Consider the following 21,740-nt stretch of genomic DNA (forward strand, 5'->3'; position numbering starts at 1 on the left):
CGTGGTCTGCGCGCGAGGTCTCCGGTCCGCCGGACGGGGCACGGCTCCCGAAACCTCCGACATATTCCTTGCACAGCCCTTCTGGCGACGGGTATAGCGAAGGGCGACGGTGCGCTTCCTCCCCCGCGGTGGCCGCACGCGTCGTCAAGGAGAACGGGTGTGAAGGAGCTGATCAAGTACCTGCTCGACAATCTTTACCTCGACTTCCAGGGCGAAATCACGCTGGAGACCGTGCGGGGCTTCCTCCGAGAAGACGACGGCCGGGAAGCGCGGCAGTTGCTCGCGAAGCTCATCGAGGAGAAGGGGGTCGACGAGATGCTCATCACCCTGGCCGACTGCTTGCGGGAGCACATCCGGACCGGCGTGAACGAGAGGGTCATCCAGGAGCAGCTCTCGACCTACTCCGAGAGCTGATCCGCCCAAGAGGCCTTTCCTTCGCCCCGCGCGCCCTCCGCGCCGCCCTGCTCCCCCTCGCCCTGCCCCTCGTCGGTTGCGACGTAGGCAGCCCCGAGCGCGAGGCCATCGACGCACCCCCTGTCCATCTGGTCGAAGTCGAGCTGTCCGGGCTCGACGCCGGCGGTCAGCCGACGACGCTGACGCTGACGCCGAGCGCGCCCGCCCCCACGGACGACAGCCGCGCGCTCTCGACGACGAGCGTGCGCATCACGTTCGATCGGTTCCTCTTGCCCAGCGAGGCGATCCGGCAAGCGATCTGCCTGCAGCCGAGCGCGGAGCCCGTGCCGACGGCATCGCAGTGCAGGCAGGGAGTGTTCCTGGAGCCGAGCTACGACCCGGTGCATCGGCGCGTCACATACCGCCTGCCCGCGATGACGGCGCTCGTCCCCGACACGAAATACTGGCTCACGGTGCTCGCGGCGACCGAGGCCTCGCCGTTCGGCGTGCGCGCGTTCGACGGCGCGCCGCTCGAGGCGAACGTGGTCCTGCAGTTCACCACGGCCGCGATGGATCTGGCCGGCGGGCCCGTGGATCCGGCGCTCGACGAGGCAGCGCGGCGCGCGGCGTCCGAGGAGCTCTTCTGCACGGCGAGCGCGTGCGTGGCGTCGTGCGCCGTGGATGATCAGCTCTGCATCGACAAGTGCCCCGTCTCGAAGAGCCTAGTGGTCGGCTGCGGCGGCTGCCACGGGCCGCTCGAGGTCGGCTTGGCGGCGATGGGGCTCGATCTGTCGGGCGCGGAGCGGATCCCGGCGATGATCGGACGCGTCGCGAACCAGACGCAGACGGGCGAGCAGGCCGACGAGGTGGACCTCCGGCCGCGCCGCTTCGGACGGGCGATGCCGCACGTCGACCCGGGCAACGCGGGCAACAGCTACCTGCTCTACAAGATGCTCGCGAGCCCGATCTACGCGCGCATGGACGCCGCGAAGGGGCTCGCGGCGGGCGAGATCGACAGGCTGCGCGCGTCGGTCGTGGTGGGGTTGCCGATGCCCCCGTACGACCTCTACGCCGCGCCGGAGTCGAGCCTGGAGGCGCTCAGCGCGTGGATCACCACGGGCGCCGAGACGCCCGCCTGCCCCTGAAGCAGACGCCTTCGGCGTGATAGGGTCACGCCATGCCTTACGAGCTTTTCCGTGGCGCGCTCGCCTGTGCGCTTGTCTTCGTGTCGCTCGGGATCGTGGGGTGCGGCGAGGACGCGCCGGTGGGGCCGACGGGGCCGCAGCAAACCGAGGTGCTGCGGCCGGACGCGGCTCCGCTGCCCGGCGAGACGGAGTGCCGCGTCGTGAAGACGACGAACATCCCGGTCGCGTCGGCGGCCCACGTGGAGCTCTGCACGGACGTCTCGTACGAGACGAACCCGCCGAGCGGAGGAGACCACTGGGGTCAGTGGGCGGCGTTCAAGAAGTACACGACGCCCGTGCCGCGCGAGATGTACGTGCACGATCTGGAGCACGGCGCCGTGGTGCTGTCGTATCGCTGCGACGACGCGTGTCCGGAGGTCGTGGCGGCGCTCGAGAAGGTGTTCGACGAGGCCACGGCGGATCCGCTGTGCTTGTCGGGCGGCGCGGGGCCCAAGGCGCGGCTCGTGCTCACGCCGGACAAGGACCTCGACACGCCGATCGCCGCGGCCGCGTGGGGCGCGACCTACACGGCGACGTGCATCGACACGCCGTCGCTCGCGGCGTTCGTGGCGGAGGCGTACGGCAAGGGGCCCGAGTCGCTCTGCTACGACGGCGTCGACATCGAGGCAGCCCCGCTGACCTGCTCCGGGAACTGAGCTTCCGTTCGCGGCCCGGCCCTCCCCTCCCCTGCCCCGGCAGCGCGTCGAGCAGGCGCTCATGCCACCGACGTTGACACCTCGAGGCAGAGGTCGAACACTCGATTCCCGATGAACGAGCACGGATCGTCATCGGAGTTGACGGAGCGAAGCTTCGAGCTTCTCGCTCCGGCCGGGAGCGGCGGCGCAAGCGAGGTGTGGCGGGCGCGCGCGCGGCGCGACGGAACGCTCGTGGCGCTGAAGGTCGCGCGTGATGCAGCAGCGCGCGCGGCGATCGCGCGGGAAGCGAGGCACGCGATCCTCGCGCTCTCGCCCCGTTTGCCCGAGCTCGTCGACGTCGGGTGGTTCGTGCGGGATGGAGACATCGCGCGCGCGATCGAGGCGGGCGACGAACGCGAAGGCGAGCGCTTCGCGTTCGTGGCGCTGCGCTGGGTCGAAGGCGCGACGCTCCGGGAGCGGGCGCGCGAGGTCGGCGTGGACCGAACGACGCTCGCTCTCGCGGTGGCGCGCGACGCGGGTGAGGCGCTCTCGGATCTGCACGAGGTCGGGCTCGCACACGGAGACATCAAGCCGGAGAACGTGCTGCTCGGCTGGGGCGGGCGCGCGCACGTGATCGATCTCGGGCTCGCGTGTCCGGTGTACACGGCGCGGCTCGAGGGTGGAACGCCGCGGTATCTGGCGCGCGGAGACGCGGATCTCGGAGACGCGCGCGCGCGGGATCTCGTGGCGTTCGGCGCGCTGCTCGCGGAGCTCGTGGACGATGCGGTGGCAGCTTCGGAGGAGCCGATCGAGGCGGCACGCGCGGCGCGCTTGCCCGAGCCGATCGCGCTGCTCTGCGCGGCTCTGCTCTCGCCGAGCCCAGGCGCGCGTCCGCCGGCTTCGTGGGTCGCGGAGACGGCGCGGGCGGCGCTCGCGGCGCGGGACGCGGGGTCGGGTCGTGAGCGGGAAGAGCGCGGCGAGCGCGATGCGAGGCGCGTGCGTGCGGCGTATCTGTCGGCGCGACGCGACGAGCTCGCGACACGCTCCTCCGCCGGCACAGGGACGGCGCCGTGGCTCGGCGATGCGCTGGCATGGGCGCGCCGCGCGCGATCGCTCGTCGACGAGGAGGCGTCCTTCGCAGAGGACGCGGGCGCGGGTGAGATCGGCCCGCTCGGTCCGGAAGGGATCGCGCGTTGGATGACGTCGCTCGTCGGGAGCCCGGCGGCGGCGTGGCCCACGGGGCCGCTCGGGAAGATCGGAGAAGCGTCGCTCGGGGCAGCGCTCGTGGATCTCGCGCGGAAGCTGCCGCCCGCGGCATGGACGTTCGCGGACGTGGAGGGCGCCGCGCTCGGAAGAACGCCCACAGCGACGACGCCCGAGCGTCCGACGTCGGCGCCGTTCGACATCGAGGAGGTGGCGCGGCTGTCGATCGCGATCGCCGCGGTGCCGCCGGATCCGATGGCGATCGAACGCGTGGAGCGTGGGGAGACCGCGCCCGCATCGCTGCTCGTGGCAGCCGCGGATGCGCTGCGTCTGTCGGGCGAGCTCGGGCGCGCGCGGAGCCTCGCGCTGCGAGCGAGAGAGCGTCGCGCGAAGGGGGCCGATGCGCTCGCGGCGGAGATCCTGCGGCGCGCAGGCGAGCTCGGCGCGGCGCGGGAGATCGCCGCGGAGGCGGCTCGACGCGGCGAGGATCCCGACGGGAAAGCGCGCGCGATCCTGGCGCGGATCGCGTTCGACGAGCGGCGCTACGAGGAGGCCGAAACGCTCGTGCAGGGCGCGACGAGCGTGCCCGCGTACGAGGTCGCGGCGCTCGTCGCGGCGACGAAGGGAGATACGGAGCGAGCGCTCGCTGCGATCACGCGCGGCGAGGCGATCGCGCGTCGCGCCGAGGAGCACGCGCGGATCGCGGCGCTCCGGGGATACGTGGAGCATGGCGGCGATCCGGCGCGCACACGGAGCGCGTTCGCCGCGGCGGTCGAGCATGCGACGCGGGCCGGAGCCGTGGTCGAGGAGGCGACGTACAGAACGGGCGAGGCGGCGGCCGCGGTGGATCTCGGGGATCTCGGCGGCGCGATCGCCACGGCGCGGCGCGCAGCGCTGCTCTGGGAGCACCTCGGCCGGCCGGCGCTCGCGGCCCGCGCGCTCCTCGCGCGCGCGGCGGCACATGCGACGGCGGGCGTCGCGCACGAGGCAGAACGTGTCGCGCGGGAAGCGATCGCGCGGGCGCGGGAAGGCCGTGACACGCGGGCGGAGGCGTATGCGCTCTGGGCCATCGCGGACGTGTCGACGCGTGGAGCCGCCGAGGGACGACGCGCCGCCGAGCAAGCTCGAGCTCTCCTCGCGGATGCGAGCGGAGACGACAAGTTACGCGCCTCCGCGCGCATGTTGCATCACGCGGACGCGGCGCTCGATCCGGAGACGTGCCTCGAGCTCGATCGCCTCGCGGACACGCCGAGCCTCACCGCGGGCGCGCGGCTCGACTGGTGGCGCGCGCGCGCCGAGGTGCTGCTGGCGGCCTCGGGCGAGCTCGAGACGCGCACCGCGGAGCACGTGCTCGGCGCGATCGTCGCGCTCTCGGATGCACGCGCGCCCGTGTCGGCGCGAGGTCCCTCGATCGCGGCCGGGTATGCGCTCGCGGCTCGGCTCGGTCGGGGCGACGTCGCCGTCCGGCTCCTTTCGTCCCTCGGCGACGTCGCGCGTGATCTGCTCTCGCGCGCCTCGCCCGAGCTTGCGCCCTCGATCCGTGCGCTCCCATGGGTCGCGCAGGCCGCGGCCGCGCCGCAGGAAGGCATGCGCGCGGAGCAGGCGCGGGAGCTCGAGCAGCTCATCGTCTCGCTGAGTGATCGCGAGCGGCTCCGCTCGCTGCTCGATCGTGTGGTCGATGCGCTCGTGCTGTGGACCGGCGTCGAGCGAGGCTTGCTCCTCCTGCGGGCGCCGGACGGTCGTCTCGTCGCGCGCGCGGCGCGTAACCTCGCGCGGGCCGATCTCCGCGACGAGCAGCTCTCGCTCTCGCAGACCCTCGCGCGGCGCGCGCTCGCGGCGCTGGAGCCCGTCGTCGCCGTGGACGCGGCCGGCGAGATGCCCGCGGTGCACGTCAGCGTGCATGCGCTCAAGCTCAGGAGCGTGCTCGTCGTGCCGCTCGTCGCGCGTGGCGAGGCCCTCGGCGTGGTCTACCTCGATGATCGCGTGCGGCGCGGCGCGTTCGGTCCCCGCGAGCTCGCGTGGACCCGCACGGTGGCGACGCTCGCGGCGCTGGCGATCGCCGACGCGCGGGATCAAGCGCTCCTGCGTCGAGCCGCGCGCAAGGCGAAACGGGCGAGCGCGGCGCTCGAGGAGACGCTGGCGAGGCGGGAAGCCGCGCTCGACGTCGCCGAACGCGAGCTCAACCGGACCCGCGGCGCGCGCGAAACCCGCTTCGAGTACGACTCCATCGTCGGCGAGAGTGAGCCCGTCCGCGCGATGTTGCGGCTCGTGGATCGCGTCACGACCGCCGACGTTCCCGTCCTCATCCACGGCGAATCGGGCAGCGGCAAGGAGCTCGTCGCGCGCGCGATCCACGACAACGGCCCCCGCGCGGGGCGCCCGTTCGTGGGCGAGAACTGCGGCGCGATCCCGGAAGGCCTCCTCGAATCGACGCTCTTCGGCCACGTACGCGGCGCGTTCACCGGCGCCGACAGGCCTCGCTCCGGCCTCTTCGAAGCGGCCGATCGCGGCACGCTCTTCCTCGACGAGATCGGCGAGATGAGCCTCGGCATGCAGGCCAAGCTCCTGCGTGTCCTTCAGGACGGCATGGTCCGACCGCTCGGCACCGAGCGCGCGCGCAAGGTCGACGTGCGTATCGTCGCCGCGACCCACCGCGACCTCGACGCCATGGTCCGCGCGCGCACGTTCCGCGAGGATCTCTACTACCGCCTCAACATCATCACGATCCGGATCCCGCCGCTCCGCGAGCGCGCGAGCGACGTCCCGCTCCTCGTGAAGCACTTGCTCGCGAAATACGACCGCTCCGAGGTGCGCGTCACGCGCGCGGCGATGGATCGACTCATGGCCTTCCCCTGGCCCGGCAACATCCGCCAGCTCGAAAACGAGGTCCGCCGCGCGCTCTTGCTCTGCGACGGCATCATCGAACGCGAGCACCTCTCGCCCGACATCGCGAACGTCGCCCCGCCCGTCCCCGTGGATCTCGGCTTGCGCGTGCGCCCGCGTGTCGACGCCCTCGAAGCACAGCTCGTGCGCGAGGCGCTCGAACGCACGAAGGGCAACCAGACCCAGGCCGCGAAGCTCCTCGGCCTCTCGCGCTTCGGCCTGCAGAAGATGATGAAGCGGCTCTCGGTCTCGTTTTGATTCAGCGCTTCACTTCAAGAGAAGCCGCGCGTCCCGCACGATCCCCGCGATCCCCGCGTCATCGGCATCGTAAAAGCCGCGGATCTTGCCTTCGCCGTCGACGAGCACGAGGCGCTCGCCGTGGAAGATCTCGAGGATGCCCTCGCTCGTCTCCTTCTTGCCCATCGCGATCTTGAAGCCGCGCAGGACCACGGTCTCCACCTCGCCGAGCGGACCCGTGAGGAACGTCCAGCGCGCGTCGTCGGCGCCGTACTTGCGACCGTAGGCGGCGAGCACCTCGGGCGTGTCGTTCTCCGGATCGACCGTGAACGTCACGAGGTGGAGCTTCTCGCCGAGATCCTCCGTGCGCTTCTGCACCTCGACCATGCGCTTCGTGAGGCGCGGACAGACGCTCGGGCAGCTCGTGAACACGAAGTCCGCGATGTACGGCTTGCCCCGCAGATCAGCGGCTCCGAAGGGTTTCCCGTGGTGATCGGTGAGCGTGTACGCGGGCAGCTCGAGCACCGGCTTCGGCGCCGACGGGCGCGGCGTGATCACGATCCGCGTGATCAGCAACAGGACGAACACGATCCCGAAGACGAGCCACGGAAACCGCTTCGCGCGCGCGGGCGGCGCCGCCGGTCGTGTCTCTTGCGAGGGTGCGGCCCCCGCCTCCGTTCCGCCCTCGCCTCTGTCCTCCACGCGCGACGTCACGACGTGCGGTGTAGGCGGCGCTCCGCGCACGGTCAAGGCGCGTGGGCCGCGGACGCGAGCATCGGCGCGAGGTGGTAGAGCATGAGATACACGATGATCCCCGTGACCGAGACGTACGCCCAGATCGGGAACGTGATCTTCGCGAGCTTGCGGTGCGCCTCGAAGCGCCCTTGCCGGCCGAGCCGGAGCGTCACGATCACGAGCGGCAGCGCCGCCATCGCGAGCAGCGTGTGGGTCGAGAGGATCACGAGGTAGATCGTGCGGACGACCCCGACATCGGGGAACCGATGCGTCCCCGTGAGCGCGAAGCGCGCCACGTAGCTCACGAGGAACACGCCCGACGCGATGAACGCGCCCTGCATCCGCCGCCGGTGCGCCTCGATCTTCCGCTGCTTGATCGCGACGAAGCCGGCGAAGAGCAACGTCGCGCTGGTCGCGTTCAGCAGCGCGTTCAGCGGCGCGAGGAGACGACCGATGCTTTCAGCGCTCATCGGGGATGCTCACGCGCCGATGAGCAGCGCGGCTTGCAGCAGCATCAGGTACACGATGGAGATCGCGAAGAGCCTGCGCGCCCATCGTGTCCCGAGCACCGTCGGGCGTAGCCCCCACGCGCCGAAGCCGAGGAAGCCGAGGCCGAGCAGCGCGGCCGAGGCGAGATACACGGGTCCGGCGACGCCCATCGGGACGAGCAGGAGCGAGACCAGCACGAGCGCGACGAGATACCCGACGATGTGGTTTCGCGTGTGGCGATCCCCGCGCTCGACCGGCATCACCTTGAGGCCCGCGCGCTGGTAGTCGCGGCTGCGGAACATGGAGATCGCCAGGAAATGCGGCACCTGCCACAGGAACAGGATGCCGAAGAGCGCCGCGCCGGGGCCGTCGATGCGATCGGTCACCGTCGTCCAGCCGAGCAGCGGCGGGATCGCCCCGGGCACCGAGCCGATGAGCAGCGCCAGCGTCGTCTTTCGCTTCAGCGGCGTGTAGACGAGCACGTACGAGAACAACGCGAACGCCGCGAGCAGCGTCGTCGTCATGTTCACCACGAACCCGAACAAGACGAGCGAGAGCGCGGAGATCGCGAGCCCGAACCAGAGCGCGAGCTTCGGCGAGATCCGACCCGCGGGCAGCGGTCGGTTCTTCGTCCGGGCCATGAACCCGTCCGTTTCGCGCTCCAGGTACATGTTCAGCGTGTTCGCGCCGCCGACGACGAGCACCGTCGCGAGGAGCGAGAGCATGACGACCGCCGGAGACACCCCGGCGAGCCCTTGCTCGCGCGCGTAACGGTTCGCGACCCAGGCCCCGCCCAGCATCGTCGCGACCACGATGACCGTGACGCGAGGCTTGGTCAGCGCGACGAGATCTCGCGCAACAGCCGCGTACGACTGCTCGTACCCGGAATCACGTCGGTTCACGTGCACGTCGCCGAGCGGCTCCGCGGGGATCGTCATGCGCGCACCTCGATAGCAGATGCAGCCCCCGGGGGCACGCACGTGAGGCCAGGAAACACGGCAGGAGGAGCAGCGGCCATACAGGACGACGTCATGAAGCGGGGGGAGCCTAGCGCGGTGGCGAGTTGCGCGGGAGGAAAGCCCAGCGCGATCGTGGGGTCAACCCGGGTTCGAGACAACGGGGTCGGGCCTACCAAAGTCCCTGGAGCTCGCCCTGATTTTCGGGCGGCTCCGGCTCGGTGCCATCGAACGAGAAGGCGACCTCGAGCGTCTGCCCGTCGGTCACCGTCACTTCTTGTGTCTTCACGCCGTACCGGGCGTGAAACGCCTCGAGCGTGTACTTCCCGGCCGGCACGCGATCGATGCGGAACGCTCCATCCGCGCCGCTCACCGCGAAGAACGGATGATCGGTGACCACGACGAAGCTCCGCATCCACGGGTGGATGTCGCATCCGAACCGTACGATGCCGGAGGGCGGCAAGCGCTTCGCGATCGGCGGCGATCCCATCGCCGTCGCCTCGTTGAAGACCGTCTCGGCGCCCAGGTACGTGTGCACGTTGTGCAGCGTCCGGTCGCTGTTCTTCACGACGATCTCCTGCCCGCTGAGGACGCCCTGGATCCGCGGCACGTATATGCAGTCGACCTGATCCACGGTCGCGGCCGGCGGCACGTCGTAGCGCCCGTCGAAGCTCTTCGGCGCGATGCGGACGAGCACGTCCCGGAGCTTGCCCCCCTGAACGACCACGGCGTCGTGGGCGAGCTGTTTGTCCTTGCAGACGTCGGTCGCCTGCACGCGCTTCGCGGGCACCTTCATCTCGGGCGGCTGTCCCGTGAAGCGCACCTCGCCGCGCAGCGTGGCGCTGCCGAGCTTGCCCGCCGGCGCCGCGCTCGCCGCCGCGGACGCCGCGGGCGAAGACGAGCTCCCCGTCTCCTTCTGATTCTGGCAGCCCGCCGCGAGGGCGACGAGCGCCACGACCGAAGGAACGATCCAGGCTGTTCGATGCAACGTCATGTTCGTGATGCGCCGCGGGAGGGCCCGATCGGGCGCTCCCCGCGTCCTAGTGAACGCTTCGCGGCACGTCAACGGAGCGCGCGGGTTCGTCTCGCCGGTTTCGCGAGAAAACCATACCCCTCAGCCCGGACGCGCGCCCTTCGCCTCGCCCGTCCCCGGGCCCTCGTCCGACGTCGACTCCGCGCGCGAGATCGCGGCCCAGAGCCCCCGATGATCCCGCGATGCGAGCACCGTCGCGAGCGACGCGAGCACGAGCGCGAGCGCGCAGAGCGGCACGTCCGGCGCGCCCCGCGCCACGAGCAAAAGCGCGATCGCCCCCGAGAGCGCCGGCGTGAGCGTGCGCGTCGAGAGCGCCGCGACCGCGATCGCAGGCGCCGCGAAGGCGACGAACGTGGCGACCACGGGCGAAGCGAACGGCTCGGGCCGCAAGACGAGGTTCTTCGCGGCCCGCGCGAGCAGCACGCTCACCGCGGCCGCCTCGTCGGACGTACCGGCGAGCGCTTGCCGCGTCGCGAAGAGCGCGACCGCGAGCGCTGCGAGCGTCGCCGGGCTCGTGAGCTTCTTCCCGCGCGACGCGACGACCCCCACGGCCACGGCCATCGCCGCGCCGTCGAGCACGAGGCCCACCGTCGACACGCCGCGCGCGATCCGCGCGAGCGCCTCCGGCGCGACCCCGTCGCGCATCATGATGAGCGCCGACACGACCCGCGAGAGCCCGCCGAGCCCGAGCAGCCCCAGCATCACCGCCGTCGCCCGCGCGAACGGCGTCCGCATCGTGTCCCACGCCGCGAGCAACGCGAGCGCGCACGCGACGCCTCCGACCAGCACGAGCGAGGCCTCTGGCACGCGCGACGCCGACGCCGAGAGCGACACCAGCACGACGAGCCCGCTCGCGAACACGGCGCCGAAACGCACCACCGCTGGCAAACCCGCGCGCAGCGCCGACAGGCCGAGCGCCATGGCGCCCACGGACGCGAGGATCAGGAAGAACTGCGACATCGCCGCGCCCGCGAGCTCGAGGTAGTCGCCCGTCCTGCCGAGCCCGACGGCCAGGCCTCGCACCGAGGGGCCGAACGCACGTCCGAGCAGCATCGCGAGCACCCCGAACGCCGCGAGCGGCCGGACGAACCCGAGCACACCCAAGCTCGTCGGCGGCTTTTCGGCGGGGCGCGCGGGCGGGGCGGATCGGGGCGCTTCGGGGGCTTCGGACGCTTCGGGGGCTTCGGTGCTTTCGCCTTCCGTGCTCATCGGGGTCGGGCTCGTTGCGAGCGACTCCCTGCAAGGCGCAGGCTCACGCGTCGCTCCAGTCGCGGAGGGGGACCGTGTCGTCGAAGAACGCCGAGGCGGCGGAGGCGTCGATCAGGTCCTGCATGCGATGCCCGCCGAACTCCTCGAAGATCCGGTCGTCGTACTCGTCGGCGATGACCGACATGTCGCGCAGCGCGGCGAGGATTTCGTCCGGATCGAGCGTCTCGCCGCCGAGCAGCGTGTGCACGAGGACCACACATGCGCCTTGCGGGACGTAGCCGAAGGCCCCGAACCGCAGGCGCGCGTTCATGCGCAGCAGCTTCATCGCGAGGTCGGGCGTCATCTCGACCCCGCGGACGAGCTGAGCCACGAACCGCACGACGGCGCGGTCGGGCTCCCACGGGATGATCTGGATGTAGATGTACGCCGTCCCCTGTCGGACCACGTAGAAGCGCGGCTCGACACGGACGAAAGCCGGCGAGTCCGCGAGCGTTTGCTCTATCCGCGCGATGCTCACGCGAGCGGCGGATGCAGCGTCCTTGGACATCGGGGGGCGATGCTACCAGCTTCGGGGCGGGCCGTCTCGCGTTGTCCTAGACAAACCCGCCATCCTTCACAATCCTTTACACCCCCGCGCGATCAACGAGTCGGGACAGGAAGGAGCGGTGGTGGGCCGCGTCGCTCATCCGAGGGGGTGAGCGTCGGCGCGCGCGGCGGACCGACCGGCGAGACGCCGCTTCCGCCCTTCGGCTCGGGCAGGAGGTACGGATAGGCGTTGCGCGTGCTGCACGCGTCCACCGGATCGCGGTGGAACTCCCAGTGCAGATAGACCCGGCCGTCGTGCGACACGATCGCGTCGGGCGCTTTTCCGAACGGCGAGGCGCGGTTCATCGAGTTCAGCGCCACGATGTCGAAGGCCGTCATCCCGCTCGCCTTCGTCACGCCCATCTTCACGATCTTGCCCTCGTCCTTGCTCAGCACGATCTCGAGGTGCGTGACGAGGTTCTTGTTGAACGTGTGCTCCTGCGGGAGGTTGTCGAGCGACGCGAGGAACTCCTCGGCGAAGATCGGGTGCAGGCGGTTGTGGATCGTGTTCAGGTACGTCGCGAACGCGGACTGCGCGGCGTTCAGCGCCGTCTGGTTACCGACCTTCACCGTCGGCTCGTAGTTCTCGATCGCCGCCTTGTACTTGCCGAAGTTGTTCTTCTCCCACTTGCCGCGGTGCGCGCTGCGCCGCGCCGCGCCGTCCGCCGCGCGCTCGGCCTCGAGTTTTTCCCGGCCGACCGAGGCCTCGAAGCCCGCGTGCGACAGGTTCAGGTTCGGCCCGCCTGCGATCCCGGGCGCGCCGAGGCCCACGGAGCCGACCTTCACAGGGCTCTGATAAGGCGCCGGTTGCCGCTTCTTTCCGGCCCTGCGGCTCTTGCCGTCGCCGCCGGGGTTCGCCGGATCCATCGTGAACCCGCCTGCGCCCACGCCCGCGACGACCTCGGGTGACGCGGGGCCCGCGCCGCCGGGGCTCGGAGGCGGAGCTGCGGGCGTCTTCGGCGCGTTCGCGCCTCCGCCGGTCGTTCCGCCGGGCGCCATCGGCGGCGGCGAGTTTCTCGCGATCGCGGCCGCGGGCGGCGCGGGCTTCGCCGTGTGGTGATGCTCGGCGCTCTCGCTGCGATCCTTCGACTCGCCGGGCGCCTTGTCCGAACCGGCTCTCTGCTCGCTGTCGGCGACCTTCTCGTGGTCGTCGTTCCCCTCGCCCGAGGTCGCGGGCTTCTTCATCTCGCCTGCGTTCGTCTGGGCGTGATCCTGATCGTGCGACCGGAGGCGCGCGACCGTCTCTTCCTTCACGGTGTTCGCCTGATCCGCGATGCGGCTCGCGTCAGGGTTGTCCTTCTGGTTCGGATCGACGTGCTGACGCACGGCGATGCGGCGATCCGGCTCGATCGGCTTCGGCGGCTCCTGCTTCGCGACCTCCTCCGCAGGCGGCGGTGGAGGCGGCGGAGGCGGCGGCGGAGGCGGCGGCGGCGCCACGGACGGAGGCGGCGGCGGAACGACCTTCGGCTCCTCCTTGGGCGGCTCGACCTTGGGCGGCTCGACCTTCGGCTCTTCCTTCTTCGGCGGCGGAGGCGGCTTGACCTTGGGCGGCTTCGGCGGCTCCGGCACCGCGTCCGGATCCGGCTTTTCGTCGTCGTTCGTCTCGTCGGCCTTCTCCTCGGGCGGCTCCGCTTGCTCGGGCGAGGGCGTCGCGGGCGCATCGACGAGGACCTCGAACTCCGTGTCCTGCGGACGCAGCCCTTCGCGCACCGACTCGACCAGCGACCGGATTTGCGCGCGATCCTCGACGACCTGCGCGACCTCCACGGCGCCGTTGCCGCCCACCCAGTGGACGACGATGGCCGCGGAGATCCAGAGCAGCAGGGGGATGTGGGCTTCGCGCGACATGCCGGTTCGTGAGGCTCCCGGGGCGGAAGGGGCAGATCGTGGGGATGAACCCAGCACCCACCCATTCGACGAGGCCGGGAGGCTTTACCCGGCGAACGACGAGTTACCCAGCGACGAAGTCCTGAGCGAAAGCTCACGACGGCCGCCGCTGAAAATCGAAACTAGCATCCGTGTCCGAGCCCAGCAACGACCGGGTTGGCCGAAACGGGCCGTTCCGGGCGGGATCTTCAGCGGAGAACGGGCCGCGTTCGTGAGCCTCGGCGCAAGGCACGGGCGGAAACCAGCGAAGAACGTCGGCCGCCCGCCCGTCATCAGACCTTCGTGATCGCGTCCCAGTGGTCGGCGATCTCCTGGGCCGTCCACGCCGCGCCCTCGTCTTTGAACTTTCCCGCGCTTTGCACGACCTTGTAGGCGAAGACCTGCGAGCCCGTGACGGCGAGGACGTGCCCCGTCCGATCCCCGCACAGATCAGAGCCCAGGAAGAGCGCCGCCGGCGCGATGTGCTCCGGCGTGAGCGACTCCATGCCCGCCTGGAACATCGGGAGATCCTCGGTCATGCGCGTCTTCGCCACCGGCGCGAGCGCGTTCACCGTGATCTTGTGCTTCTGCAGCTCGATCGCCGCGGTCCGCGTAAAGCCGTAGATGCCGGCCTTCGCGGCCGCGTAGTTCGATTGCCCGAAGTTGCCGACCATGCCCGAGACGCTCGTCGTGTTGACGATGCGCCCGCCGCCGCCCTGCGCGACCATCTGCTTCACGACGGCCTGCGTGACGAGGAACGTGCCCTTGAGGTGCACGGCGACGACGCTGTCCCACTGATCCTCGTCGAGCTTGAGCAGCGTCTTGTCCCGCAGGATGCCCGCGTTGTTGACGAGCACGTCGATGCGGCCGAAGGCATCGAGCGCGGTCTTCACGATGCCTGCCGCGCCCGCGGCCGTCGCCACCGTGTCGAAGTTCGCGACGGCGACGCCGCCCGCGGCCGTGATCTCGTCCACGACCTTTCGCGCCATGGCGTCACTTCCGCCGGTTCCGTCGCGCGCGCCGCCGACGTCGTTGACGACCACCTTCGCGCCCTCCCGGGCGAAGAGCAGCGCCTCGGCGCGGCCGATCCCGCCGCCTGCGCCCGTGATGATTGCCACTTTGCCGTCGAGCAGACCCATCCCATGCCTCCTTCACGCGTGCTTGTCGCGCGCGAACAATACCGCTTCTTGCCCTTCCCCCTAGGCCCGTGTAACGACGAGCGCGCGTGAGCTCGCTGCAGACGAGAACGGAGCGGCCCCCCGAGGGCCTGGCCCGCGGAATCGTGGTCGCGCCCAAGTGGGCCGTCGCCGCGCTCGGCGCCGCTGTGGTGCTGGGCGCGATCATCTACCTCGTCGTGCGCGTCCGCCGCGCCCGGAAGAACCTGAGAGCGCCTTGATCGGAGCGGACTCTTGAACACGCTGGTCCGTCGCGTCGTGGTGGTGATGCTGCTCGGCGTCGCCCTCTACGGCGGCCTCGTCCTCTACCGCGACGCGAACACCATCGCCGCGCGCCTCGCGACGTACGCCTGGTCCACGTTCGGGATCGCCTGCGCCCTCGCGTTCGGCAACTACCTCCTGCGCTACCTCAAGTGGGAGTACTACCTCGCCCGGCTCGACATCCGCGGCGTGCCCAAGTTCGAGAGCCTGCTCGTGTTCCTGTCGGGCTTCGTCCTGACGGTCACGCCCGGCAAGGTCGGCGAGGTCTTCAAGTCGCTCATCCTGTTCCAGCTCCGCAAGGTGCCGATCGAGCGCACCGCGCCCATCGTCATCGCCGAGCGCGTGACCGATCTCATCGGCGTGATCGCGATCATCGCCCTCGGCAGCGCGAGCTTCCCCGGCGGCGCGATCTGGGCCGGCATCGGCGCGGCCACCGTGGTCGCGCTGCTCGTCTTCGTCTCGGTCCCCGCGGTGAGCGGCGCCGTCGTGCGGCTCTTGCCGAAGCTCCCGGGGCCGCTCGGACGTGTGGGCGGCAAGGTCGCGCCGAAGATCGACGAGGCGCTCTCGGGCCTGCGCACGATCGTCTCGCCCGCGCAGCTCGTGTGGCCGACGTTGCTCTCGATCGGCGCGTGGTCGCTCGAAGGCGTGGGGCTCTGGGTGATCCTGCGCGGGTTCGGTGAGCAGGCGTCGATGACGCTCACGATGTTCTTCTACTCGACGGCGACGCTCGCGGGCGCGCTCGTGCCGGTCCCGGGCGGGCTCGGCGTGACGGAAAAACTGCTCGAAGAGCAGATGGCGCGGATCGGCGGCGTGGAGGCGGCGACATCGACGGCGGCCATGATCCTCGTGCGGTTTGCCACGTTGTGGTTTGCCGTCGCCGTCGGGTTCGCGGCGCTTGGGCTGCTCCGCGCCAAACACGGCGCGGCGGTGCTCGGCGGCGAAGCCGTGCCGCGAGGGTCCGGAGATCAACGGAATCTCTTGACAGAGCGCACGCCTTGACGGTCGGCTACGCGGAGCCATGGCGACCATCGAACGAGGCATCGGGCTTGTACAGCGCGTCATCGCGGAGCTTTCGAAGCGCCCGGAGGGAGCGAGCGTGGTCGGCGCGAGCCCAGCCGCGCTCGACGCCCTCGAGTCCAAGCTGATGGTGGAGCTGCCGCCCTCGCTGCGGACGTTCCTCGCCTACGACTTCACCTTCGCGAGCTTCGGCAAGCGCTTCAAAGGCCGGCACCGCTTCGGCGCGGATCCTCGCTCGCCCGAGCCGAAGATCACCTCGGTCCGCAAGCTCGCCGAGGCGATGGTCGAGCTCGGATGGACCGACTCGCGCATCCGCGGCAAGGTCGTGCGCTTGCCGAACAAGCCGGGGCAGCCCTGGAACGCGCTCTACCTCGGCGAGGCGCGGCGCGACGGCGAGCTCGTGATCCTCGGCCTCGAGAACGACGAGACGAACGTGCGCGTCTTCCCGCGATACACGGCCTTCGACCTCTACCTCGCGCACCAGCTCGGCGCGCTCAAGCTGCGCCAGAGCGCGCTGCTCGACGACCTCGACTCGCACCTCGCGCACAACCCCGAGCTCCACTCGCGCGAAGAGGACGAGGACGAGAGCACGGACTACTGATCCGCGGTCCGTGATGCGACGCGCGCCCGAGCCCCTCGTCACCTCGTCGTTCGAAGCGAGCGCGACCGATCCGCGCGACCGCCTGGACAAGCTCGTCGTGCGCCTGCTCGAGACGTCGGGCACGGCCGCGTCACGCGCCGCGGTGCAGCGCTGGATCGAGAACGGGCGCGTGCTCGTGGACGGCAAGCCGGGCCGCGCGTCGATGGCCGTCGCCGCGGGCGCGCGGATCGACGTGACCCCGGAGCCGCCGGAGCCGACGCGCGCGGAGCCGGACGCGTCGATCAAGCTCGCCGTGGTGTACGAGGACGCGCACCTCGTCGTCGTCGACAAGCCCGCGGGGCTCGTCGTGCATCCGGCGAAGGGGCACGCGAGCGGGACCCTGGTCAACGCGCTGCTCGGCCGCGGCGGCTTCGAACGCGCGGGCGCCGATCCGCGGGATCCCGAGGGGCATCTGCGTCCCGGGATCGTGCATCGGCTCGACAAGGACACGAGTGGACTGCTCGTCGTGGCGAAGGACGCGGAGACACGCGAGGCGCTGAAGGAGCGCTTCGCGAAGCACGACATCGAGCGCGAGTACGTGGCCGTCGTGGTGGGCGAGGCGAAGGAAGCGACCTTCGAGACGCTGCACGGTCGGCACCCGACGGATCGGCTGCGGTTTTCGACGCACGTGCGAGAGGGCAAGCGCGCGGTGACGCGCGTGCACGTGCTCGAGCGGCTCGGACCGGCGACGCTCGTCGCGTGCCGTCTGGAGACGGGGCGCACGCATCAGATCCGCGTGCATTTGTCGGAGCGTGGGAAGACGCCGATCCTCGGCGATGCGCTGTACGGCAAGCCGCCCCGGGATCCGGGGCTCCGCGCGATCGCGGAGTCGCTCGGGCGTCAGGCGCTGCATGCGCGGGTGCTCGGCTTCGAGCACCCGGCGACAGGGAACCGTCTGCACTTCGAAAGCCCGATCCCCGCGGACATGGCCCGCGCGATCGAGGCGCTGCGGCGAGCCTCCTGAGAAGGGGCGTTGCCCCTTCACCCCACCAGGGGTTGTCCACCCCTGGACCAGGGGCCTGGCACGGCCTGGACCGAGGGTGGATGAACCGCGCGATGCGCAGTTCATCCAGGCCCGAGCGGCGTCGCTACCAGATCTTCGACTTCACGTGCCCCTTCGACTTCACGAGGATGTCGACGATGGCGCGGTCGTAGAAGTTCTTGGCGTAGAGGTCGGGGGAGACGCGGCTCTTGTAGAGGGCGCGCCCCTCCTCGATCTCCTCGGCGAGGACGGTGAAGAGATCGTCGTTCTGGATCCCTTGGACGATCTTCTCTTCGTTGTAGAGCGAGAGGTCGCTCGCGATGGCGCGCGCCAGTCGGCGGGCGGCCTCCTCGGTCTCGATCAGCGGCATCGGGTCGTCTCCTCCGAACCTCGAACTGGGGGCTTCAGGTAGAGCCCTCGGGCCCCAGAATGCTCGTGTTTGCCGAGCGTGTCAAAGTCGCGGTGCTCGGGCCGTCGGAGGCAGACCCGCGAGAGCCCGCGCAACGCGCAGAAGCGTGCGGAATCGCACAGGAATGGGCATCTGCGGAGCGCAGAGGTGCATCGGGGGTTGATCGGCGAGGGCTTGGTGCTCTGCGGAGGACGCGTCGCTCGGGGTTCGAGGTGGATCGGCGCGGCGCGGAGGGTCGAGCACGCGTGCGTTGGAAGATGTCTGCGTTGCGCAGAAGGGGATCCCGGCGCGGTGGGGAGGGGTTCTGCATGCGGCGGAGGTGCTCGCGCGTGCGATGCCCAAGGTTCTGATCAAGACAGGGCCGTATTCGTTCCTGCTCGGGTGGTGTCCTGACCTTGTCAGGCGGGACCCTCATGGTTAGCCCTTCCGCTTCTGGAGGCGCGCATGGCGGATCGGTACATCGACGAGGGCGAGGTCAGCGAATACGGCAGGCATTTCGCGACGGAGGCGAAGAAGCTCGTGGGGGCATCGGAGCTGGTCGACGTTCCAAAGCTGATCACGCGCGTGCTCGGCGCGGTGGAAGCGGTGGAGACGGAGGTCGCGAAGGCGAGGAACCAGCGGAGCGAAGTTCGCACGGAGCGCGGGGGGACGAGCGAGGCAGAGGAGGCGGTGCGCGACGTGGTGACGCGGTTCCACGCGTATCTGCGTTCGCTACCGAAGGGGACGAGCTTCGATTTCGAGGCGTTTTACCCGGGGAAGAACCTGGGCGAGGTCGCGGCGCTGAAGCCTTCGGATCTGAAGGCAAAGGCGGCCGATGTGCTGCGGGGGTTCGACGTCGCGCGGAATGCGGGGATCGATGCATTCGTGTCATGGCAGCAGGAGATCGCCGGGGCGCGCTCCGCACTCGACGCGGCGCTGTCGGGCAAGAGCGGGGCGGCGAATCGGTCGATGACGGCGACGGCGGGGCTCGCGGCCGCGCGGGCGCACTTTCTGAAGGTGTACAACCACGTGGCGAAGCCGATCGTGCGCGGGGTCTTGAACGATCTCGGGCGGGGGGAAGAGGTTCGGCTGTTCTTCAAGGATCTCACGGTGCAGGAAGGAAAGGCGCGCGGTGGGAATGGGGAGGAGGAGCAGCCGTGAGCCAGATGGTCGGCCGAACGAGAAGAACGCGACGACGCCCCGGACTGACGGCGCCGCCCGCCTCCGTGCCCGGCGTGCCCGCGCCGTGCTACCTTTGTCCCATGTCCACGCAAGAGCTGCTCGCCTACGTCCTGAAGCTCCCTCGCGAAGAGCGGGTGCAGGTCGCGGAGGCGCTTCTCCTCAGCCTGGAAATCCTCGACGAAGACGAAGTCGCGGCGACGTGGGCGCCCGAGCTGGAGCGCCGTTCGCGCCAGGTCGCAGAGGGGAAGGCCCAAACCATCGCGTGGGGAGACGCGCGGACGGAACTCCTCACCGAGCTTGCGGAGCGTCGTGCGCGTCGAGCTGCTCTCTGAAGCACGGAGCGAGCTTCAAGCAGCAGCCCACTGGTACGACGAGCAGCATCCCGGGCTCGGGGACGAGTTCGTCGGCGCAGTCTCGCAGGTGATCGAACGCGTGCGTGAAGCCCCCGCGTCGTTTCCGGTTTGGCCCGGCACGGAAGGCAGTCCCACGCTCATTCGCAGAGCCCCCGTCGACCAGTTTCCTTACGCGGTCGCCTTCGAGGTTCACGCCGAGTGCGTGCTCGTGCTCGGCATCCCGCACACGCGACGACACCCGCTGTATTGGCTCAAGCGCGCGTTTTAGTCCGCGCGAACACGAGCCCCGCCATCCCCGCGATCAGCGGAAACGTCACGAGCCCGTAGCGACCGGCGCCGAAGAAAACCGCGTGCGTGAGCAGGGTCAGGCCGAGGACGGTCACCGCAGAAGCAGGCAGGACGGGGCCGCGGAGCAAGGAGCGGCCGCCGAGCAGCGCCGCCACGACCAGGGCCGCGTAGGCGACCCACGCGTGCACCTGGAAGAGGAACACGAGCCCGAGGCCCACGACGGCGAGGGTGACGATGCGGCGAGCGCGGCTTGCCGACGCCGAGAGCGCGAGGCCGACGAGCGAGAGGGCGAGGACGCCGCGCTCGTAGAGGGTCTCGGCCACGCCGAGGCCGAGCTTGCAGCGATCGCCGCAGGCCGCGCCGTTCGATTCGTGGAGGTACCAGCCGGCGGCGCCGCAGTAGTCGAAGGTCGCGGCGAGCTTTCGCGGGACGAGCGAGAGCCACGCGCCCGGGTGCTCGGCGATGTAGAGCGTGGCCGCGCGGCCGAAGCAGGCGTCCTTGCCCGCTTCGTCCCAGACCTCGCGGCACGCGTCGGGGACCTTGATCGGGGACCACGCGCCGGTGGACGCGGGATCCGCGCCGATGAGCAGGTTCCAGCCGCCGTTGACGCTGACGAGCGCGCAGCGGTTCATGCGCTCGCAGTTGCGGATCGTCCACGGCGCGCACACGGCGAGAGCCAGAGCCGTGGCGAGCGCGGCGAAGCCGAGCGTGCGCGCGCGGGCGCGAGGTCCCGTGAGCGGCGCGACCGCGATGAGCGCGAAGAGCGGGGCGAAGACGAGGCTCTGCGGTCGAACGAGCGTGGCGAGGCCGACGACGATGCCGAGAACAGCGGTGCGTAGAGCGATCGTGCGTCGCGCGCCGAGGGGCACGGCATCACGCACCCACGCGGCCGCCCACGCGGCGCACGCGACGAGCGAGGCTGTGACGCCCTCGCTCATGAGCGCGGGCGTGTACGCGACGAGGCCGGGATGCAGCGCGACGAGCAGGCCCGCGGCGAGCGCCGGGCCCGGCGGAGCCGCGCGCGCCGCGAGGCGATGGACGGCGACGGCCGCGAGCGCGCCGAGCAAGCCGTTGACCGCCATCGCGACGCCCGGATGCGCGCCGAAGATCGCGTACGCTCCGCCGATGAGCGCGGGGTAGCCGACGGGATAATGCGCGGCATACGTGACGACGCCGTCGGGCCAGAGCCACGTGTAGCCGAGGCCTGCTGCAACACGCTCGGCGATGCGGTGATAGAAGGTGCCGTCCGCGGCCTCTGGGAAGCGCGACGCGGCCCAGGCGATGACGGCGAGCCGCGCGACGAGCGCGACCGCGAGCACGATCCAGGTGTCCCGCGAGCGGGGCGCGGCGCGCTCGGACGTCACGCGACCGGGGGGCGCGGGAAACGCCCGAGCAGGCCCGCCCCGCGCAAGGCGGCGATCACCTCGCACGCAGGGAGGCCCACGACGTTGGAGTACGAACCTTCGATGCGCGCCACGGCAAAACTCCCGATGCCCTGGATCGCGTACGCGCCGGCCTTGTCGAGGCCCTCGCCGCTCGCGGCGTAGGCCTTGATCTCGTCGGCGTCGAGCGCGCGGAAGAAGACGCGGGTGCGCACGGTCTCGGCGTGGACGACCCGCGTGGGATCGGCGCCGGAGGCGATGGCGAAGCGGGTCCAGACCTCGTGCTCGCGTCCCGCGAGGGCCGTGAGCATGGCCCGCGCTTCGGCGTCGTCCGCGGGCTTTCCGAGCGCTTTCTCGCCCAGGATCACCGACGTGTCGGCCACGAGCACCGCGCCCACGCCCACCGCGTGGTGCGCCGCTCGGGCGAGCTTGTCCGCCACGATCCGCTCGAGGTACGGCTCGGGCCCCTCTCCCGGCAAGAGCCGCTCGTCGATGTCGAGGGACACGACCCGGAGGGGCAGGCCGAGTGTCCCGAGGATCTCGCGGCGCCGCGGCGACGCCGAGCCCAGCAGCAAGGGGTGCGTTTCGTCGATCATGGCGGGTTCCGGGCCTTCGCGGCGCGCCTGTCCTACCACGGCTTCTTCGACATGGCAGGCTCGCCGCG

22 protein-coding genes are annotated in these 21,740 nt (G+C 70.9%); 11 read left to right on the forward strand and 11 right to left on the reverse strand.

The window, feature by feature from the left end; translation table 11 throughout:
* Positions 1–159: 159 nt before the first annotated feature.
* From QHF83_RS07245 to QHF83_RS07260, 4 genes are all read left to right on the forward strand, one after another.
* Entirely contained in the window at positions 160–414 is a 255-nt protein-coding gene (locus QHF83_RS07245; RefSeq protein WP_282417021.1) for a hypothetical protein, read from the forward strand.
* Between the two features lie 242 nt (positions 415–656).
* Positions 657–1,538 (forward strand): hypothetical protein, encoded by an 882-nt coding sequence (locus tag QHF83_RS07250; RefSeq protein WP_282417022.1) that lies wholly within the window; start codon positions 657–659, stop codon positions 1,536–1,538.
* A gap of 32 nt (positions 1,539–1,570) precedes the next feature.
* Entirely contained in the window at positions 1,571–2,233 is a 663-nt protein-coding gene (locus QHF83_RS07255) for a DUF3105 domain-containing protein (protein WP_282417023.1), read from the forward strand.
* Positions 2,234–2,344: 111 nt separating this feature from the next.
* Complete coding sequence (locus tag QHF83_RS07260) at positions 2,345–6,556, forward strand: sigma 54-interacting transcriptional regulator (protein WP_282417024.1); 4,212 nt, start codon at positions 2,345–2,347, stop codon at positions 6,554–6,556.
* A gap of 9 nt (positions 6,557–6,565) precedes the next feature.
* Here the strand turns inward: QHF83_RS07260 and QHF83_RS07265 are convergent, their stop codons facing one another.
* The 8 genes from QHF83_RS07265 to QHF83_RS07300 form a co-directional block, all read right to left on the reverse strand.
* On the reverse strand, positions 6,566–7,249 hold the full coding sequence (locus QHF83_RS07265) for an SCO family protein (RefSeq protein ID WP_282417025.1): 684 nt from the start codon (positions 7,247–7,249) through the stop codon (positions 6,566–6,568).
* Between the two features lie 32 nt (positions 7,250–7,281).
* Positions 7,282–7,740 carry a DUF420 domain-containing protein gene (locus QHF83_RS07270; RefSeq protein WP_282417026.1) on the reverse strand — a complete coding sequence of 153 codons (459 nt, stop codon included), beginning with the start codon at positions 7,738–7,740 and terminating at the stop codon, positions 7,282–7,284.
* Between the two features lie 9 nt (positions 7,741–7,749).
* Positions 7,750–8,697: a heme o synthase gene (cyoE, locus tag QHF83_RS07275; protein WP_282417027.1), complete on the reverse strand. Its 948-nt coding sequence runs from the start codon at positions 8,695–8,697 to the stop codon at positions 7,750–7,752.
* A 190-nt stretch (positions 8,698–8,887) separates the two neighbouring features.
* On the reverse strand, positions 8,888–9,709 hold the full coding sequence (locus tag QHF83_RS07280) for a carboxypeptidase regulatory-like domain-containing protein (RefSeq protein ID WP_282417028.1): 822 nt from the start codon (positions 9,707–9,709) through the stop codon (positions 8,888–8,890).
* A gap of 120 nt (positions 9,710–9,829) precedes the next feature.
* Positions 9,830–10,957, reverse strand: a complete 1,128-nt coding sequence (locus QHF83_RS07285; protein ID WP_282417029.1) for a hypothetical protein — start codon at positions 10,955–10,957, stop codon at positions 9,830–9,832.
* Between the two features lie 43 nt (positions 10,958–11,000).
* Positions 11,001–11,504 (reverse strand): YbjN domain-containing protein, encoded by a 504-nt coding sequence (locus tag QHF83_RS07290; protein ID WP_282417030.1) that lies wholly within the window; start codon positions 11,502–11,504, stop codon positions 11,001–11,003.
* 92 nt (positions 11,505–11,596) lie between these two features.
* Positions 11,597–13,390: a hypothetical protein gene (locus tag QHF83_RS07295; RefSeq protein WP_282417031.1), complete on the reverse strand. Its 1,794-nt coding sequence runs from the start codon at positions 13,388–13,390 to the stop codon at positions 11,597–11,599.
* A gap of 311 nt (positions 13,391–13,701) precedes the next feature.
* Positions 13,702–14,547, reverse strand: a complete 846-nt coding sequence (locus tag QHF83_RS07300) for an SDR family NAD(P)-dependent oxidoreductase (RefSeq protein WP_282417032.1) — start codon at positions 14,545–14,547, stop codon at positions 13,702–13,704.
* Positions 14,548–14,633: 86 nt separating this feature from the next.
* On the opposite strand from QHF83_RS07300, the gene QHF83_RS07305 reads away from it, so the two are divergent.
* The 4 genes from QHF83_RS07305 to QHF83_RS07320 are packed head-to-tail and all read left to right on the forward strand — an operon-like array spanning position 14,634 to position 17,465.
* On the forward strand, positions 14,634–14,804 hold the full coding sequence (locus QHF83_RS07305) for a hypothetical protein (protein ID WP_282417033.1): 171 nt from the start codon (positions 14,634–14,636) through the stop codon (positions 14,802–14,804).
* A 13-nt stretch (positions 14,805–14,817) separates the two neighbouring features.
* Positions 14,818–15,843 (forward strand): lysylphosphatidylglycerol synthase transmembrane domain-containing protein, encoded by a 1,026-nt coding sequence (locus tag QHF83_RS07310; protein WP_282417034.1) that lies wholly within the window; start codon positions 14,818–14,820, stop codon positions 15,841–15,843.
* A gap of 19 nt (positions 15,844–15,862) precedes the next feature.
* The gene (locus tag QHF83_RS07315) at positions 15,863–16,462 is read left to right on the forward strand and encodes an SMI1/KNR4 family protein (RefSeq protein WP_282417035.1); all 600 of its coding nucleotides are present in this window, start codon (positions 15,863–15,865) and stop codon (positions 16,460–16,462) included.
* A 13-nt stretch (positions 16,463–16,475) separates the two neighbouring features.
* On the forward strand, positions 16,476–17,465 hold the full coding sequence (locus QHF83_RS07320) for an RluA family pseudouridine synthase (RefSeq protein ID WP_282417067.1): 990 nt from the start codon (positions 16,476–16,478) through the stop codon (positions 17,463–17,465).
* A 124-nt stretch (positions 17,466–17,589) separates the two neighbouring features.
* Here the strand turns inward: QHF83_RS07320 and QHF83_RS07325 are convergent, their stop codons facing one another.
* The gene (locus tag QHF83_RS07325) at positions 17,590–17,853 is read right to left on the reverse strand and encodes a hypothetical protein (protein ID WP_136931342.1); all 264 of its coding nucleotides are present in this window, start codon (positions 17,851–17,853) and stop codon (positions 17,590–17,592) included.
* 483 nt (positions 17,854–18,336) lie between these two features.
* Between QHF83_RS07325 and QHF83_RS07330 the strand changes: the two genes are divergently transcribed.
* The 3 genes from QHF83_RS07330 (at position 18,337) to QHF83_RS07340 (ending at position 19,674) form a co-directional block, all read left to right on the forward strand.
* Positions 18,337–19,032, forward strand: a complete 696-nt coding sequence (locus QHF83_RS07330; RefSeq protein ID WP_282417036.1) for a hypothetical protein — start codon at positions 18,337–18,339, stop codon at positions 19,030–19,032.
* A gap of 101 nt (positions 19,033–19,133) precedes the next feature.
* Complete coding sequence (locus tag QHF83_RS07335; protein ID WP_282417037.1) at positions 19,134–19,385, forward strand: addiction module protein; 252 nt, start codon at positions 19,134–19,136, stop codon at positions 19,383–19,385.
* Positions 19,363–19,674, forward strand: coding sequence for a type II toxin-antitoxin system RelE/ParE family toxin (locus QHF83_RS07340; RefSeq protein ID WP_282417038.1), 312 nt, complete (start codon positions 19,363–19,365; stop codon positions 19,672–19,674). Before QHF83_RS07335 ends, QHF83_RS07340 begins: the two co-directional genes overlap by 23 nt.
* Here QHF83_RS07340 and QHF83_RS07345 read toward each other — a convergent pair.
* The gene (locus QHF83_RS07345; RefSeq protein WP_282417039.1) at positions 19,658–21,058 is read right to left on the reverse strand and encodes a hypothetical protein; all 1,401 of its coding nucleotides are present in this window, start codon (positions 21,056–21,058) and stop codon (positions 19,658–19,660) included. The genes QHF83_RS07340 and QHF83_RS07345 overlap by 17 nt on opposite strands.
* Positions 21,055–21,672 carry a Maf family protein gene (locus QHF83_RS07350; RefSeq protein ID WP_282417040.1) on the reverse strand — a complete coding sequence of 206 codons (618 nt, stop codon included), beginning with the start codon at positions 21,670–21,672 and terminating at the stop codon, positions 21,055–21,057. The genes QHF83_RS07345 and QHF83_RS07350 overlap by 4 nt, the downstream gene beginning before the upstream one ends.
* Positions 21,673–21,740: the final 68 nt, after the last annotated feature.

It is taken from the genome of Polyangium sp. 15x6, assembly GCF_029960785.1.
GTDB lineage: Bacteria > Myxococcota_A > Polyangia > Polyangiales > Polyangiaceae > Polyangium.